This window comes from Chloroflexus sp. MS-G, assembly GCF_000735195.1.
Lineage (GTDB): Bacteria > Chloroflexota > Chloroflexia > Chloroflexales > Chloroflexaceae > Chloroflexus.
Genome location: NZ_JPIM01000009.1, coordinates 49469 through 67464 on the forward strand (window position 1 = coordinate 49469; position 17996 = coordinate 67464).

A 17996-nucleotide genomic window follows, 5' to 3' on the forward strand; every position below is an offset into this window, starting at 1 on the left:
ACTTGGTGCAGGTTTTTCCACCTGGACAAGTAAAGGAATTCGCGATATTGTTGTCATACAAGACGTGGCGATGACTGCCTGCGCCAGCCACACCGACAATACTATGAATGGGTAAGGAGTTGCTTATGCAACGACGAATGATCAGCTACAGCATGATGATCAGCGGCCTGATCGCAATGGTGATAGGATTTACCCTCCTGCCGCTCCCGGCTCAATCAACCGCTGCTCCGGCGCTGCAACCGTCGCCACGCCCAACATTGCCACCGCCGGTTCTTGTTCCGGCAACACCAACACCACTGCCGATGGGTCGGGTAACCGGAACAATTATTGATCTGCGAACCAATGCTCCAGCAGCCGGTATTGCTGTTCAGATTGGTGAGGCGTTAGTTTACAGTGATGGCAATGGTAATTATGACCGCTGGGTAGAATCGGGGTATTATCGGCTTGCTCTTAACTTGAACCCAGACCAGGGTTCGCCCGCTCAGCCGCCATTGGAGATTGCAGTCGGGCCTGGCGATACGGTTGTGGTACACCTCTTTTTCACCAGCCCGGCGCCAAATACGGCAGTTTTGCCCGACCTGACAATCGAAGCACCGACCGCAGAACCGGCACCACAACCAGTCGTTGTTCCGGCTTTGCCTGAGCCTGTGCCTGAAACGATGCCACCAAAGTTACCGTACACCGGTATCGCTACAGATGCTGATACTGTACCGGCAACGGCTATCGATCAGCAGCCGACACGGCTGCCGCGCACCGCAGCAACCGCACCATTCAATGCCCAGTTCTGGTTTATCCTTAGCATTATCTTGCTAGCAGGTGGCCTGGGCCTACAGTTCTGGCCAGCACGCCGATCATCACAGCCGGTATCTACTAACGACCGTCTCTTATCAACACTACTGATTACACCTCCGTCTGAGTCTCGTGAAGAGCTGTTGCGTAAACTCCTAACCGCTCCAGAAGATCACTAAGCGGTTACAGGTATTGAATACGAATGAGCCATCGCACGCAGCAATAGAACCTTATGGGGGCAGGTTTTGAACTCGCTCCTATTGGTGCGGCAATAAATAAATGAGGGAAGAGACCGTTGCAGTCTCTTCCCTCACTCCATATCCGCTCATTCCTTATGGTACAATCACCGCCCTGCCAGCAATTCGTCGATGCTTGAAATCGTCAATTGCCTGGTTGATCTGCTCAAGGCGGTATTGTTGACCATAGAGCTTTACTCGTCCTTCTGCATTAAGCTCCATCAGTTCAACCAGCTCGACGTAATTACCGACCAGACTTCCCTCAATTGCAATCTCGGTGATGATCATATGGACAGTAGGTACGTGGATCGCACCGCCATACCCAACGACAAAATGGGTTCCACCCTGACGCAGCATCTGCCATGAGATCTGCTCAGCACCCAATTCGCCGACAAAATCAATTACCACATGGGCGCCACCGTGTGTTAAGTCCTTGACCTCCTGTACGACTGTATCAGTCCCATCGAGGACGTAGTGCGCTCCCAAATCACGGGCTAGTTTACGGGCCGCCTCCGAGCGATCAACAGCGATAATTCGCGCTCCACATAGTTCTCGTACTGATTGCAAGGCAATGTGACCGAGGCCGCCAACGCCAAGGATCACACAGTACTGACCGGGATTCAACTTGCGTGCCGCTTTTTTAGCCACGCGATAAGCAGTGATCCCGGCATCAGCCAACGGTGCTACATCGACCGGAGCGACATTTGGATTGAGTTTGATGAGCGCTCGTTCGTTCGTCAACATGTACTCGGCGAAACCACCATCGCAGTTGAGGCCAGGGAAGCTGCCATGTTCGCAGTACATATCTTCGCCGCGCCGACAGCCAAGGCAGATACCGCATGACCGCAAGGGATGACAAATGACCGGATCACCGACTTTGACCGAGGTCACACCAGGACCAACTTCCTCGACCCACCCTGCATTCTCGTGACCGAGAATGTAAGGCAGCAAAGTTCGTTGTGGATCCTGTATATCCTTCCAGACCCCCTCAATGATGTGAAGATCGGTACGACAGAGACCGGCTGCGCCGATACGGACAATCACCTCACCGGGCTTTGTAATCTGGGGTGGCGGTACCTCTTCGAGCTGAAGTTGGACGTTGAGATGTTCATCGTACTCGTGCAGACGGGCAGCACGCATAGGAATATCCTCTCTATTCAATCATCAGGCGATCACCAACGCTGGAATAGTCGTATTGCCGTTCCGGGAAGAACTGTGTCCTCAGCAGTCCTTCGCAGAGGCTGGTGTTGAAGGCAATATTAAGACGAGCCGAACGTGAGTAGCGCAGGTAAGCCGGCAGATCGGCTTCTGCGATTGGTTGATCTGTGACAGTTGTGAATAGTCGTACATCAACATTCATTGCCAGATGCAGTCGGCGCCGCTTGTGGAGATACCGTTGTAAATCAGCCGCGGCCAATGGAATACGCTGAGGAGGTGTCGCCTGCACAAGCAAGTCTTCCCCAGCTACCATTACATCACCAATACGCAAACCGAGAATGGTTGCATCGCTTAAGCCGACCTGTCGCATTCGACGGATTAAGACATCCTGGCGTGCTAGAAAACCTTTGACGATGAATGTGTAGCGCAACGCCTCAAGATCAGCCTGGTGATCGACATCGTCCGGAAACGTTTCAACAAAACTTCGTCCAGTATTAATCCCGCTGTTTATCTCATCAGCGAGGCAATTGTTGCGAACGAGAACCGTGACCTGATGTACCCCTGGGATCTGCCCGACCTCGTGGCGGATGTCTTGTGACATCATAAAAACGAAGTTGGGCGCGCACCAGAAGGTTGGTACTGTATAGATCACAGTTACATGTCCTTCTGCGATATGCACTTCGTTGACGAACCCCAATTCGGTGATCGGGGTGTCGAGTTCGGGATCATAGACCTCTGACAGGGCGTGATAAATCTCGGCAACCGTCGGCATCTGCAACCCCCTTTCACACCACGGCAGGGGTAGCACCATCGAGCATTACCGGCATGTTCCGAAGCTGCTCCTTCTTTGCTTCGACATCAATGCCATAGAGGCGTGCTGCATTCAGTCCGAGAATCTTCTCTTTGGTCTCGATGGTCAATTTCACACCGAACTCAGCCTCGAGATCAGGCGGGAGTTCAAAGGCCATGAACTTCTCGATCAACCATCCCGGAGTCCAGAGAGCATAGTCACTGGCGAAGGTCAGCTTATCAGGCCCGAGCCAGTAGAGGAGATTGGCCATCACTTCGGCAAAGTAGCGAGGACGCGAGTGAATGAAGGGCATCACTACTGCCAGACCACCCCAAACGTTTGTTTCCTGAGTCGCGATCCAGCAGAAGTCTTCCAGGCGTGGTAGACCACAATGCTCAACAATAAACGTTAGTCCGGGAAAATCGGTTGCCACATAGTCAACATCAGCCACATCAAACGCATCGCGGTCGAGGGGCCAGATGGTAGGACCCTTGTGGACGTGAATGTTGGTAATTCCAAGCCGCTCACACTCTTCAAAGAAGGGATAAGCCGCCGGATCGCTCAATTTCCAACCACGAGAACCCTTGTCCCATTCCGCAGTATACAGCTTCACACCTTTAATATCGTATTGAGCCTTCGCTCGCCGTAATGCGTTCAGACCAAGTGGCCCATCTTCACCGTGACGCGGATCGAATGAACCGTTCAGGATAACGCGCTCTGGGAAGGCTTCCTTTAACTGCGCATTGCGCTCGATAGGATTGAAGCCAGTATGGTAGAACTCAAAAAGGTTCGTTGATTGCAGAATGCACATATCAACATAGCCTTCAACGAACAGGTCGCGGGCCATGTCTGTGACTGAGTAGCGCTCATAATGTTCGAGTGTCCAAACCTTATCGGCTGGCGACAGGTTCTTATGGTATGCGTAGAAACAATCGATCCAGCCTTTGCCGAGCTTCCCGCGCTGATTTTCCGGACTAGCATCCCATAAATGGGTATGTGCATCAATGACGAAGATTTCGCGACCATCATCGGTACGATACATACGAGCCTCCTGTCTACAATGACAACGACCACCAACACCGTGACAGATTGAGAGTGGGATGTATGTATCGTAACGGTTCAGCAATAAGGTGACGGTGAAAAAGCGGTGAAAAAATTGGCAGGGATAGTAGACGACCCTCATTGAGGTATGGTATAACCAGATTACCGCAGTTCAACAGGTGTATGAATATCACGCGCAGGGAGGCGCTATGAATGAATCAGCGCTGGGAATAGCCACTATGGCAGATCTCGACACGCTGGTATGGCGGATTGCCACACTGCGCGAAAAGTTTCTGAGCAATGCCGACGTCGATCTTTCCTCAATGCGCGCTGTCATCCGCGATTCGTGGCAACGCTGCCGGGAATTAGCCGTAAATGCTGATCTCAATCTGGCACGTTTTGCGACAACCAATGATCAGCAGCTTCGCGATCTGTATGAGCTAAATGTAGCATTTCTACGCGCCGCCGGTCCTGTTCTTCTTCGCTTACGAGCGACGCTCGGTAACGTTGGTTACGTCGTTGCAGTAAGTGACGCCGAAGGTACGCTGCTCGATGTCGACGGCGATCCGGAATGCCGACACAAACTAGCACGCAAGGGATTGCTACCGGGGAGTAACTGGAGTGAGGCCGTCGCAGGAACGAACGCGATCGGAGTCGCCCTGGCGACAGGACAGGTTGTACAACTGGTCGGCGCCGAACACTACTGTACCGGTTGGCAAGATGTAACATGCACTGCTGCACCGGTATTCCATCCCGATGATGGTCATCTGTTGGGGGTACTCGACATCACCGGGGATTACCGACTTGTTCGGCCTTTTCTCGCCGGAATTATGGCTGCTGCAGCCGCTGAAGTGCAACGACGTTACCGGTTGGAGCGCGTCACACAACCGGCTCGATCACGGATTTTCAGCGGTTGGACACCACCAGTACCAAGTAATAATGCATCTCCGGTCGCCGGTGACCAACTGGTGCGTTTCGAGCGTCTAGCTGATGTTATGCGCATCGTGAGCAGTGTTCTCGATCCGGTACGTACTCCTTTCGTAATCGCTGAACAAATGGGCCGTCTGCTCGATGCCAGTGGTACCGTACTCGCAGAAGGAACAACTGCTGGCCCGCCGCGTACATATTTCTGGACGGTGTCAGGTGAAGCAGGTCAAAAGGCGTCAGAAATTCTACAGCACGCTATCCATGATCCGACAATTCTCACCTGGCGTTTCTGTGATCGTCCATTTATTATAAGCGGCACCACCATAACCAACTACAAAGAAGAATTGGCAGGCTTTCCACTGCCCGACATTAGCGGTATGATTTTGGTGGTACGTATACCGGCTCGCCCCTGGACGATTGCCGATCAACAAAGTGGTGCGACTCTGGCCGCCCACGGTGCAGCAATACTACGTCATGCTCGCCTCTACACCGATTTGCAGGCATATGCTGCCCAAACTGAAGTTCTCAACACGTTAGCTCTCTTTCTCAGTACACTGATCGATCCAATTCGCCAGATCGATGTGGTTTTGCAGCGTATTCTCGCGCTTACCCACCTTGATATTGGGATGATGGTGTTAAAAGAGGATCGACACCTAGCAATCACTGCGGTGCCTGAAATTGCAATCGATCAAGAGCAGATCCTGGCTCTGGTGGAAACGGTAATGAGTACCGGTCAGCCGATCTGGCTCTGTCGTGAACATGCTGTTGCTCATGAAGGGACGTTACTTCCGTTACACGATTGCTGTGATCTGGTTGTGCTCCCGATCATCCTCCATGCTACAAATGCAGGGGCCTTATTAATTGGTAGCCGTGCCCATCGCCATATCAGTGGTGAAGATTTGACTCTTTTACTAACAATTACGCAGCAATTAGGCCTAACTCTGAGTAATGCCCGTTTGCGACAGGTAGCCAGTGAAAATGATGCGCTGCGGCAAGCCAATCATCTAAAGAGTGTGTTTTTGGCGAGTGTATCCCATGATCTTCGCTCGCCGTTAACCGCTATTCGGGCTTCAGTCGAAGACTTGTTGGAACGTCAACATGAGGTGTCACCCATCGATCATCGAGCGCTCTTGTCGAATATCGCACGTGAAACAGCGCGTTTAAGCCGTTTTGTTGATCAGCTACTCGATCTTTCGCGGATTGAAGCCGGTACACTCCCAATTGATCGTGAGTGGGTTGAATTACACGCATTAGTGCACGATGTTATCACCAACTTCCAGCAACAATACCCTGTATGTCGGATCGAAATCTTCCTGTCGCCAACGTTGCCGCCGTTATATATTGACCCGACGCTCATTACTCAAGTGCTGTGGAATATTCTTGAAAACGCTCAGAAGTACGGTCCGCCCGAAGGTCCTATCACCATAGAAGCATTCTGCACGAATACCGATCTGGTGATAAGTATTAGTGATCGCGGTCCGGGCATCCCCATCAATGAACGACATCGCATCTTTGATCGGTTTTACCGTCTGGAACGTGACCGTCGTAGTCATCGTAATGGGAGTGGGTTGGGGCTCGCAATCTGCCACGGCATTGTTTCCGCACATCAGGGGAATATCTGGGTTGATGAACGACCTGGTGGTGGCAGTATCTTTCGGATTATCTTGCCGTTGCTCAACGAACAACCAACTACCTGGTGTCCGGTAGAGCATTCCAGCAGAGAGTCAGTATGAAGCAGCGTATCCTTATTGTTGATGACGATCCGGGGATTGTGGCCGCAATCACACCCTCGTTAAAAGCGCAGGGGTATGATATTGCGGTTGCGCATGATGGTGATCGCGCTCTAGCCTTGTTCACACAGTTTGCACCTGATCTGGTATTGCTCGATCTCGTTATGCCATCAGTGCATGGTATAGCCGTTTGTCAACAAATCCGGCAGCAAAGCTCAACTCCAATCATTGTCGTCAGTGTGAAAGGTGCTGAAGCCGACATCGTGACTGCTCTCGATAACGGCGCTGACGATTATCTGGTAAAACCATTTCGATTGCGTGAGCTACTTGCACGGATTCGGGCTGTTTTGCGTCGTGGACGGAGTGAGCAGACCGTGATTCAATGTGCTGATTTGGTGATTGATACAAGCCGTCGCCTGGTACAACGGCAGGGGCAAATAGTTAGCTTAACGCCAATTGAATATGCAGTGTTGGCCGAATTAGTGACTCACCGCAATGGTGTAGTTACAGCACGCCAGATCGTACAACGGGTGTGGGGTCCTCAGTATATCGACTCAACTGACTATGTCAAAGGCGTCATTCGACGTTTACGAGTCAAATTAGAGCCAGATCCCTCGCACCCGCGTTATATCCTTACCGAACCACATGTTGGATACCGGTTTAATCACAGTGAATAGTGGGTCGGCTCTCACTATTGTCGCGATGAACTTCTCCTTCCACGATGGCAGGTGGGGAACCTGCTTCTGCTGCGTCAAAACTACTTCGCTCCACTTACGACCTCATGGCACAAAAGGAAAGGGCAAGTTGGGAACCCACCATACTGTCGATTCGCTGCTCACTCCCCGCCTCTGACTCCTCTCCCCTCACTTGTCAATAACACATGCAACGCCGAGTGATCCAGTTCACCAAGACCGCGTTCGACTAGAAGTTCGTAACGAGCAATGGTGTCGGTCAGATGCGGTAACTCAACCCCTGCGGCCTGTGCCATCGCTGCTGCTAACCGCAAATCTTTGAGCTGTGTCGTGACCTTACCGCCCGGAACATAGCGCCGCTCCGCCATCCGTGCGCCGTGAATTTGCAGTATCTTCGAATCGGCAAAACCGCCAGCTAACGCTGTGCGCAAGAGTGCCGGATCGACTCCGTAGGCTTCGGCCAGTACGATCGCTTCGGCGACGGCTTGAATGGTTAGTCCGACGATCAGTTGATTAATCACTTTCGCAGTATGACCGGCACCCGGTGGGCCAACGTGGGTTGGTCGCCCCAATGCCCGCAATATCGGCTGCGCACGACTAACATCCTCAGTCATGCCGCCGACCATAATTGCCAACGTTCCTGCTGCTGCCCCTTCGGGCCCACCTGATACTGGCGCATCGACCCAGCCAACACCTCGTTCGGCCAGCCTTGCTGCGTGCGCTTTGGAGTGCAGCGGATCAGAGCTACCCATATCGATGACCAGTTGTCCTGGCTGTAACAATGGATCGAGGCGGCGCAACATCTCGTCAACCGCAGCCGAGTCACTCAACATCAGAATCAGTGTCTCGGCCTGCGCCGCTTCGGCGAGGGTGGTGGCCAGTGGGATACCTTCGGTCAACGATGGGTCAAGTGGTGAACGATTCCAGCCGATGATGTTAAATCCGGCAGCCAATAATGTGCGCGCCATTGGCCGCCCCATTAACCCTAACCCAAACAGTGCGATCGTCATTGGCTTATCCCCGCAGAGAGTGTCTGAACATTCCTGTCCTGACAGATGTACTGCCAAGCCCCTTTCAATGAAACTCCGATATGCCGCCGTCAGCAGGATGGTTCTGTTCGCCGATCATAGCTGTCGCCGGAGCAGAGATGACCCGGCTGCGTCACAACGACACGGGGCGTTAACCCGCCATCCCCGGAAACGGGGGCATACCTTCAGAAACGCGCCCGGTCATCGTGCGCTCCATAAAGCGGCGTAGACGGACGGTCGGATGGTTGGTTTCGTAATCAACATCATCCCAGCGCACAACAGTACCTGCCGGGATCGGGCGTAAGGTGCGGGTATTGTGGGCCAACCCGATCGGCAATGCTCCCATAGCCACCGAATCGGCTGCTGGCATGAGTTTCCCGTAAACGGTATATCCCCCTTCTCCATCAAGTGCCTCGCCCTCGGCCAGATCACGCTTGGCAACTGCCACCACATCACCGAGAAATGCTCTGGGATAGCCGGTTGGTTCCTGGCGTAGACCTACTCGCAACACCGAAATCGGCAATTCCAGTCCAATCAGGTGGGAAGGACGGTACAGCGCACTATAAACTCCACTGGCATCGGTGACCAGGCCGTATTCGGCAAAACAACGTCGCACATAGTCGTCGGGAGCCGCGAAGACTACGTAGACGCCCCACCGTAGATCGCGAAATACCGGACGGCCATCACGCTCGAGCGATGAAACAACCTCAACGGTACCAGCATGCGTTAGCTGCCCACCGGCCGTTTGGGGTCGTAACACATGAGGGAGATCGTCAACTCCGCAGGGAGGAAATGCCAGCCCATGAAGTTGTGGGCGCAGCAGGCAGGCATTGGCAACTGCTGCCATCTCGATAGCCGATTTGGTTCCGTCGAGAAAGGAATTGAACATTTGTGGATTCATGCCACCCGCCGCTGCCTGCTCGGCGCTCAGGCCGTAATACTGCCAGACGGTATCCGGCGTGCTCTGATGATAATGCGGTAAGTACCGGGTACCCTTACCGGCACAAATAACCTCGAAGCCACAAGCCCGCGCCCATTCTACCTGCTCGGCGATCAGGGCTGGTTGATCACCATACGCCAGCGAGTAGATGACACCCGCCTCAGCGGCACGGCGAGCGAGCAGGGGGCCGAGCAGGGCATCGGCCTCGACGTTGACCATGACCACGTGACGGTGATGCTCAATTGCCAGCAGACAATGCGCGACTCCGGCGGCAGGTGCACCAGTTGCCTCAACAATCACTTCAAGGCCATCTGCGGCAATAAGAGCTGCCGCGTCATCGCCAACGTGGGTTGTTCCATGCCGTAGGGCATCGGCCAGCGAGGTAGCTGCGTATTGTTCAGCAGGCCAACCAGCACGCTCGAATGCGATCCGCGCTCGTTCAGGAGACAGATCGGCTACACCGAGAACATGGAGACCACTTACCCGACGCGCCTGCGCCAGAAACATTGTCCCAAATTTCCCGGCGCCGATGAGGCCTACCCGTAAGGGCCGTCCTTCAGCAACCCGACGGGCCAGGAGCGAGAGCAGGTCATTCATACATTTCCCCTTCTATTAATCAACGTAATCAACGGCAAGGCAATCAGATCGCGAAAAATCATCGGTGATCCATATTGTAATCGATCAGATTGTGGTACACTGCCAATATGCAGGATCAATTGGTAAAACAACTTCGTTCCCTCAAAACCCAACGCTGGCGGCAGCACGCAATCGAGGAGTTGGTTCGGTCTGTCAGTGTTGGGCTGTTGATTGCCTGTATCGGTGCGCTCTTGCCGATCGTTGGTCTCGGTTCATTCCCACGCTATGGAGCAGGCTGGATTATTGCCGGTAGTGTGCTTGTAGGTAGCTTGCGGGCCATGATGTTCCAGTTGTCATTAGCGACGGTGGCACGCCGCCTTGATCGCCGCTTTGGCCTGCACGAACAGGTGAGCACTGCGTTGGAACTACGAGGCAATCAAGTCGGGATCGCGGCCCGGTTGCAGTCACAGGTTCAAGAGAGTTTGGATCGCGTGCAAAATTATGTCAATCGAACCAGGACACCACTCTGGTCAGAAGCACTCACCCCGGTCTCACTCTTCTTCATTCTTATCGGTCTACTTGTGCTGGCAACACCACCAATACCTCCGGCTAGCACTGCCGAACCATTGCCCGATCTAATAAGGCCCGACCCGGTAGCGATGCCATCCGATCAGCAACCAACCAGCCCGGTTTCGGTTCCGGCAGCGAGCAGCGATCCGGGCACACTCTCTGCGCTGGCCGATGCGTTACGTGATCAGGGCATGACCCGACAGATTGCTGAGGCCCTCGATCAGGGAAATGTGGCTGGTGCTGCTGATGCCCTCCGTGGACTGGCCGACCAGATGGGTGAGGTCTCACCGGCTACCCGTGAAGCGTTAGCCGATGCCCTCCGTGAAGCAGCCCGCACGATTCAGCGTAGCCGCCCTGATCTGGCCGATCAGATGCGAGCGACCGCCGATGCGCTGCAATTTGGTGATTCTGTTGCCGGTGCTGCCGGTCTTGAGGCGCTGGCAGATGCCCTTGAGAGACAACCCAGTTCATCTGCATCCATCGCAAGTGGCGGTGGTGGGGAAGGAAACGCACTAGGGAGTCAGCGCCGCGAGCAACCCTTTCGCCCAAGTGGGGTTGAGGGTACACCACTAGAGTTAACAACCGACGGTCAAGGTCAGCTTCCAACCACCGGTACCCCTGGCGAACAGACCACTAACGCTCAGACAGGAACCCCGATCATTCGCTCAGGAGGATTTGGGAACGGTGGACCGGTGCAAGCTGCCGATGATCCACTTCAGATACCCACGGATGTCCGCGATGTGGTTCGCAACTATTTTTCGCCGTAAATCGAGTACACCGCCGCCATTGTTCGACGAAGCATTTCTGCGTCGGCTAGAGCGACTAAGCCTGCAAGCGCAACGTACTTTGCGCGGCACACCGATTGTCGGGCGTTATCCTGGTCGGCAACCAATGCCGGCAACGATTTTTAGCGATCATCGTCCGTATGTTCCCGGTGATGATCTGCGTTATCTCGACTGGAATGTCTACGCCCGGCAAGAGCAGCTTTTGGTACGTCTGGGCGAAACCGAACAAGACGTGGCAGTCAGTGTGATTCTCGACACGTCGCGAAGCATGGCGATGGGTGAACCGGATCGATTGCGGCTGGCAATCCAGCTTAGCGGAGCAATCGGTTATCTGGCACTGGCCCACGGTGATCGGGTGAGTGTACTGGCCGGTGATCGGCCATCTCCCGTTTTTGGTCCGGCGCGTGGCAAGATGCAGGCGGTTGAACTGTTCACTGCATTGCGTGAAGTAACACCGACACTACGCACCGATTTGGTACAGGCAGCCTACCAGATAGCCCAGCGCAGCTCGCGGGGTGGCCTGGTGTTGTTCCTTTCCGATCTGCTCACAGCGATGCCGATGGAACGACTCGCCCTGATTCTACCGGCGCCGCGTTGGCAGGTGATGGTGTTGCATATCCTGAGTAAAACGGAGACAGCGCCGAATCTTCAAGGGCCGCTAGAACTGGTTGATAGCGAAACCGGCGAACGCATGGAGGTCGATCTTGATGCTGAGACGCTGGCCGCCTATCGCACCGCCGTTCAGAACTGGCGGTCGGCAATTACCCGTCAATGTGCTACCTATGGTATAAGGTACGCCGCTATCATGACCGATTGGGTTCTCGAACGCCAGATTATTCCGTTTCTACGGGTTCGTCGTTTTCTAACGTAACGCACTAGCTCAGGATCGGTATGACACTGCTCGTTCCTTTAGCTCTGCTATCGCTCCTCACGCTGCCGATCATCGTTGTCTTGCATATGATGCAGTCGCGCCGTCGGCGCGTTGAGGTACCATCTCTGCTCCTCTGGCGGCAGATTCCACTGCAAGCTACTGCCCACCGCCGTCGGCGCCTCCGCCTGACGTTGCTCTTATTCCTGCACTTGCTGGTTGCTTTACTGATCGGTGTTGCCCTAGCTCAGCCTGAGATCACCTTGCCATGGACAAGTGCACGCACGTGGGCAATTATCATAGATACGTCAACCAGTATGGCGCTGGTGGAAGGTGGCAGCAGCCGTCTCGAACGCGCCCGCCAGCGGGCAGCCGTTTTGATCAGAGAGATGCGTGGTGCTGATCAGGTGGTGTTGATCGGCGCTGGCCCAAGACCACGGTTGATCGACCGTGGTCATGTTGCCGATAGTGCGCGGCTGTTAGGGGCACTCAATACTCTCGATATTGAGGGAAGCGGGAGTGATCTGGTTGGCGCATTCACCATCGCCGAAACGTTGCTTTTCGACCAACCAGGAGCCGAAATATTTGTACTTACCGACGGGGCACTACCTCCGCCCAATGTCAGCAATATCCGCTTTCCTATACACATTGAAGTAATCGGCACTGAACAACCGAATCGGGCAGTAGCGACACTGGCTGCTCGAACAGATGCGGCTCAGGCCATTCATATCTATGCCCGGCTCGTCAATGCCGGTAATCGCCTATTTAGGGGGCCGGTGCAGCTCTGGCTTGATGATCAACTGCAATTGACTGAGCAGGTCAGTATGCAACCGGGTGCTGTGCTCGAACTAAGCTGGACTCTTCCGGGGCCAGCGCAGCAGGTGCGGTTAGCGTTCGATGGCGCTGATGGCTTACCGCTCGACGATACTGCGACTGTTATAGTGAATAACCGGCGCCCCATTCGGGTACTCTTGGTCGCCGACGATTCACCGGCGCTGGTACGGGCGTTGCAGGCCATGCCAGACGTTGTCGTAACAGCCGTGACACCAGCCGCCTACGTTGCCGAGCAATCGACTACTGCCGATGTCACCATCTTGGTACAGACATTGCCGGCACGCTGGCCGACAGGTGGTGTGCTCGTCATCAACCCGCCCGCCGGATCACTGCTCGATGTACGAGGAACAACAACCGCTATTCCTTCGATTACACTCACACCTGCCGGAGAAACGCTCTTGCGCGACGTTAACCTGAGCGGCATTGACTGGGGAGCAATTACCGTTATTGAACCTCCAGATTGGTTAACACCGCTGGCGTTCAGTGGTGATCACCCGCTTATCCTGCGTGGTCGGGTTGAACGTAGTGAGGTGGCCGTTTGGAATGTTGATCTCACCGATCATCCCCTGACCCGACGGCTGGCGTTTCCGTTACTGGTAGCGCGTACTATTCGTAGTCTGGCGCCACCGCCACTGCCGGCTGCGGTCATAACAGGGGAAACCCTACTCTATCAGGCCGATCTGCGGACAACCCAATTAGAGATCACTGCTCCTGATGGTAAACGTGATGTATTCGATGTTCAACCGGCTCTTCCGGTTGCTATCACCTTGACCCAAACCGGTCTCTTCCGCATCCGTGAATGGGCTGACGATCAGGCTATCCACGAGGCGCACCTCCCCGTCAACGCCGGCACGCTTGCCGAAGCTGACCCGACGCCACGGATGTCAAACACAACGATCAGCCCTGCCGTCACACTCACCCAGACCAAACCGATAGCAACACCGCAACCATTGTGGTCATGGTTAATCATGATGGCAATTATCATCTTGGTTGTGGAATGGCTCTACATTCAGCGCCGATCTGTCCAGGAGGTACGATGATCTGGCAAGCACCACATATGTTCTGGCTCCTGTTGACGCTCCCAGCGCTGGTCTTAATCTGGCGACGTACCAGAAGTCGATTACCCTGGTCGGTGGTAGGGCTACGGCTCGTCATCGTTACCTTCTTGATCGGCGCGTTGGCCGATCCGGTACTACCGAAGGCCGGCAAACCGGGTAATAGCCCGCTGATTGTGCTGTACGATCAATCAGACAGTCTGACTGCTGCCGGTCGCGCTGCGATTCGAGCTGAAGCAGAATCAATTGCCACTGCGGCCGGCCCAGAAACGCGCTTGCTGGCATTTGGGGCGACAGTCGTGGCAGGTCGCGACCGACTACCAAATGGCGCAGGGAGTGATTTGGCAGCAGCGATCACGACTGCTCAACAACTGTTGCCCGGCGGGGGGAGAGTGATCGTGATCAGTGACGGTCAGGCGACCGGTGGCAATGCTCTGGTTGCGGCACAGCAGGCAGCACAAGCCGGTATCCAAATTGACGTGCGTTTCTTTGCTCCACCAGCAATACCAGAAGTTGCGGTGACCCGCATCGATGCCCCTACCCTCTTGCGGAGTGGCGAAACGTTCGACATCGTGATTTCTACCTTTTATCAACCAACAGATAACGCCGATCCGCTATCTGCTCGCCTGAACGTATGGGCAGAGGGTGAATTGCTCACCGCAGAGTCGGTCTTCATCCCACCTGGACAGTACCAGTTTGTCACAACGCACAGCGCAACCAAACCGGGAATCCTCAGTCTGCGTGCCGAAATTATTCCTACTGGGAATGATACCTTTGCCGCGAACAACAGCGCTGCCATGACCGCACTGGTCATACCACCACCACGCATCTTGTTGGTGGAAGGTAGCCGTGAGAGCGGCGCGATACTGGGTGCTACTCTGCGCCAGGCCGGCACAGAAGTTGAACGTATCCCGGCGAGTGCATTTCCCACCAACCTCGAACTCTTGAGTAGGTTTGAAGGGGTCGTCATGATTGACGTAGCGGCCCATCAACTGACGCTCGATCAGATGATGGCGATCCGCGAAGCGGTGCGCAGTGAAGGGAAAGGGCTGACCGTTCTCGGTGGGAGACAATCGTTTACACTAGGCGGGTATGCAGACACACCACTAGCTGATGTTCTACCGCTGCTGATGACACCGCCACCACGTCCGCAACGTGCACCGGTATCTCTCTTGCTGATCATCGATCGCTCGGCCAGCATGAGCGCCTCGTTCGGGGTGACAAAGTTCGATATGGCGAAAGAGGCAGCAATGCTTGCCCTTACCGCTTTACAATCAGAGGATCGGGTTGGTGTATTAGCGTTTGATACCGATACGATCTGGACGATCCCTTTTCAGGAGGTCGGTGAAGGGGCACGGCTGGCCGAGTTGCAAAGCCAGATCGCTCTGATGCCACTTGGTGGTGGAACTAATATCGAACGAGCATTGGCAGTTGGCTTGCCGGCGCTGGCAAACGAACCGTATCGTACCCGACATGCAGTGCTGTTGACCGACGGACGCAGTTACAGTAATAATTATCCGCGTTACCAACAATTGATTGAAACGGCTCGTGCGGCCCAGATAACCCTTTCGACGATAGCTATCGGTACCGACGCCGACACGGAATTACTAGATCAGTTGGCTCAATGGGGAAATGGACGGTACTACTTCGTGGCAGATGCCACCGATCTGCCACGGCTCACGTTGCAGGAGAGTGAGATTGTGGCGGCCGAGCCAACGGTTGAGCAACCGGCGCCGGTACTGGTGAATCAAGCGCACCCCCTGATACGCAACCTCGATCCCCGTGAACTCCCTCTGATCGACGGATACGTTGCTTTGCAACCACGCAACGAGGCTACTGTTGTCCTCAAAAGCCCGACAGGAGACCCGCTATTAGCCGTCTGGCAATACGGTTTAGGCCGGAGTGTCGCCTGGACAGCCAGCGCTGCCGAGCCCTGGGCTAACGCCTGGCCAGGCTGGCAGGGATACGATCAGTTCTGGGCGCAAGTTGTACGTTATACCATACCAACACCTGACAGTGGGCCACTTCAGGTACGACTGGAACCGACAACAAATGGGACTCGCCTGGTGGTTGAGGCACAAACAGCGGGCGGCGACCCTATCGATTTAGCCCAGGTTAACGCCCGCATCACCCTACCTGATGGCAGTGAGCAGAGCTTCCGTCTGGAGCAGATGGGGCCGGGATACTATACCCGCGACCTAACATTTACCAGCAGCGGCCCGTATGAGATCACGGTTGCGCTGTTTAGCGGGCAACAAACCCTGCAGCGCAGTATTGGCTATGTTCAACCCCCACCGGCGGAGTACGCTATACACACGTCGAACACAGGCGAAGCACTCTTACGCCAGATCGCTGTCGTTACCGGCGGCAACCTGGAGTTTGATCTCACTACCTCGTTAACATCATCCCCGCAACCGACATCAACGGTCTTGTGGCCGTTGTTGGCCGGGCTGGCCCTTGTGTTCTGGCTGGTCGAGATTGCATTGCGGAGGAATCGAGGCTTAAGGTGATGGATTTGAGACTACAATCATCCGCGGTTAAATCGAGTTTACTATGATAGATGATATTGACGCAATCATCACAACGGCAATTCGTGCACGCATCTTTCCAGGAGCAGTGATCGTCGTAACCCAGAACAATCGATTGCTGCACGCTGCGGCATACGGAACTACAATGTACGATGATCCGGGAACGAGCACAGTCACGCTCGACACCATCTACGACCTGGCCTCACTAACTAAAGTCTTCACCGCAACTGCCGCCTTGCGACTTCACGACGCCGGTCTATTACCTCTTGATCGACCAGTTCAACACTGGTTACCAAACCTGCACGCTGCTGATATTACCATTCGACACTTGCTCAGTCACCGTAGCGGGCTGGCAGTACAACTGGCACCGCTGGCGCGTAGTGGAACAGCAACGATCAGAGAGGTGGTATACGCAACTCCACCCACCCATCCTCCTGGTAATGTCACCAGATATGCGAACGTCAACACACTCCTCCTGGGTGACGTGATCGCAGCCGTGTACGGAGGTTCGCTGGTTGATGCGCTCAGCGAACTGGTTTGCCAACCACTCGGCATACGGACAACCCGCTTCTGTCCACCGGTAGAATGGCGAGCACGCATTGCTCCTACCGAATGGGATGAGGAGTGGCGTGGTGGGCTGGTACACGGTATCGTTCACGACGAGAGTGCCTATGCCTTAGGGGGTGTTGCCGGTCACGCCGGTCTCTTCGGTAGCGCAAGTGATGTGCTGCGACTGGTGCAACTCTTCTTGCAAGAGGGATGGTGGGATGGACAGCAACTGCTGAAACCGGCAACTGTCCGCATAGCGCTTCAGCCACGACCAGAGCCGGATACACATCCCGCGCATCCGGCAAGCGGTCTGGGCTGGATGTTGAACCGACCGTATATGGGTGCGGCAAAGGCTGAAGGGTTTGGGCACAGTGGATTTACCGGCCCGATCATCATCGGCGTTCCGTCACAGGGCCTGGCAATCGTACTGCTCTGCAATCGAACATACCCCAAACGTACACCACCACCATACCGTCATCACGAGGTTTCGGCAGCAGTCGTGGATAGTGTATTGCAGAGCATCGGGAATGAAGTGTAAGGTTTTTCAATGTGTCCGGATTCCCCTTAGCTGGGAGTGCGGTCCTCCGGCTTCTACGCAGAATGAGCGCTCCCAGCCCCATTTGTGGAGGACGAAGGGTGGAACTTGCACCGACCGCTTATTCCTAGATCCAACTCCTCTCTCCTTTTTTGGATCGGAAAAGAACGTTGAAAAGCCCCGACCGACGTGTGAGGGAGACGAAGAGACATTACGAGGTATAATGATAGAGACAATAGCTTAGAGCCTGATCGACAACCCGGGCTGTTGATGAGGCTCGTTATACGCAATAGAGTTATACGCAATAGAGAATGTCGGGGAACGCTGGTGGATAAGGCATACGTCCCCGCAGAATAGGGTGACAA

General features: G+C 54.7%; 13 protein-coding genes. 8 read left to right on the plus strand and 5 right to left on the minus strand.

From position 1 onward, the window contains the following. Nucleotides 1-125 precede the first annotated feature (125 nt). The gene (locus tag JE47_RS0102990; protein WP_031458326.1) at nucleotides 126-968 is read left to right on the plus strand and encodes a hypothetical protein; all 843 of its coding nucleotides are present in this window, start codon (nucleotides 126-128) and stop codon (nucleotides 966-968) included. Between the two features lie 153 nt (nucleotides 969-1121). Here the strand turns inward: JE47_RS0102990 and JE47_RS0102995 are convergent, their stop codons facing one another. Genes JE47_RS0102995 through JE47_RS0103005 form a run of 3 tightly spaced genes read right to left on the minus strand, consistent with a single transcriptional unit; the run spans nucleotide 1122 to nucleotide 4015 of the window. Continuing rightward, nucleotides 1122-2165 (minus strand): NAD(P)-dependent alcohol dehydrogenase, encoded by a 1044-nt coding sequence (locus tag JE47_RS0102995; RefSeq protein ID WP_031458327.1) that lies wholly within the window; start codon nucleotides 2163-2165, stop codon nucleotides 1122-1124. Nucleotides 2166-2178: 13 nt separating this feature from the next. Beyond that, nucleotides 2179-2955, minus strand: coding sequence for a metal-sulfur cluster assembly factor (locus JE47_RS0103000; RefSeq protein ID WP_031458328.1), 777 nt, complete (start codon nucleotides 2953-2955; stop codon nucleotides 2179-2181). 13 nt (nucleotides 2956-2968) lie between these two features. Next, nucleotides 2969-4015, minus strand: a complete 1047-nt coding sequence (locus tag JE47_RS0103005) for an amidohydrolase family protein (protein WP_031458329.1) — start codon at nucleotides 4013-4015, stop codon at nucleotides 2969-2971. A 208-nt stretch (nucleotides 4016-4223) separates the two neighbouring features. On the opposite strand from JE47_RS0103005, the gene JE47_RS20295 reads away from it, so the two are divergent. Continuing rightward, complete coding sequence (locus tag JE47_RS20295) at nucleotides 4224-6674, plus strand: ATP-binding protein (RefSeq protein WP_236631116.1); 2451 nt, start codon at nucleotides 4224-4226, stop codon at nucleotides 6672-6674. After that, a complete protein-coding gene (locus tag JE47_RS0103015) occupies nucleotides 6671-7348 on the plus strand; it encodes a response regulator transcription factor (RefSeq protein WP_031458330.1) in 678 nt (225 codons plus the stop codon). Before JE47_RS20295 ends, JE47_RS0103015 begins: the two co-directional genes overlap by 4 nt. Nucleotides 7349-7506: 158 nt before the next feature. Here the strand turns inward: JE47_RS0103015 and JE47_RS0103020 are convergent, their stop codons facing one another. Both JE47_RS0103020 and JE47_RS0103025 read right to left on the minus strand, forming a co-directional pair. Beyond that, on the minus strand, nucleotides 7507-8373 hold the full coding sequence (locus JE47_RS0103020) for an NAD(P)-dependent oxidoreductase (protein ID WP_031458331.1): 867 nt from the start codon (nucleotides 8371-8373) through the stop codon (nucleotides 7507-7509). A gap of 169 nt (nucleotides 8374-8542) precedes the next feature. Continuing rightward, nucleotides 8543-9928: an NAD(P)H-dependent oxidoreductase gene (locus JE47_RS0103025; RefSeq protein WP_051871059.1), complete on the minus strand. Its 1386-nt coding sequence runs from the start codon at nucleotides 9926-9928 to the stop codon at nucleotides 8543-8545. 107 nt (nucleotides 9929-10035) lie between these two features. Between JE47_RS0103025 and JE47_RS0103030 the strand changes: the two genes are divergently transcribed. Genes JE47_RS0103030 through JE47_RS0103050 form a run of 5 tightly spaced genes read left to right on the plus strand, consistent with a single transcriptional unit; the run spans nucleotide 10036 to nucleotide 17634 of the window. Continuing rightward, on the plus strand, nucleotides 10036-11244 hold the full coding sequence (locus tag JE47_RS0103030) for a hypothetical protein (RefSeq protein WP_031458333.1): 1209 nt from the start codon (nucleotides 10036-10038) through the stop codon (nucleotides 11242-11244). Further along, nucleotides 11216-12133 carry a DUF58 domain-containing protein gene (locus JE47_RS0103035; RefSeq protein WP_031458334.1) on the plus strand — a complete coding sequence of 306 codons (918 nt, stop codon included), beginning with the start codon at nucleotides 11216-11218 and terminating at the stop codon, nucleotides 12131-12133. The genes JE47_RS0103030 and JE47_RS0103035 overlap by 29 nt, the downstream gene beginning before the upstream one ends. A 20-nt stretch (nucleotides 12134-12153) precedes the next feature. Then, the gene (locus JE47_RS0103040) at nucleotides 12154-14004 is read left to right on the plus strand and encodes a vWA domain-containing protein (RefSeq protein WP_031458335.1); all 1851 of its coding nucleotides are present in this window, start codon (nucleotides 12154-12156) and stop codon (nucleotides 14002-14004) included. Further along, entirely contained in the window at nucleotides 14001-16529 is a 2529-nt protein-coding gene (locus tag JE47_RS0103045) for a VWA domain-containing protein (RefSeq protein WP_031458336.1), read from the plus strand. The genes JE47_RS0103040 and JE47_RS0103045 overlap by 4 nt, the downstream gene beginning before the upstream one ends. A gap of 43 nt (nucleotides 16530-16572) precedes the next feature. After that, nucleotides 16573-17634 (plus strand): serine hydrolase domain-containing protein, encoded by a 1062-nt coding sequence (locus tag JE47_RS0103050; protein ID WP_031458337.1) that lies wholly within the window; start codon nucleotides 16573-16575, stop codon nucleotides 17632-17634. Nucleotides 17635-17996 lie beyond the last annotated feature (362 nt).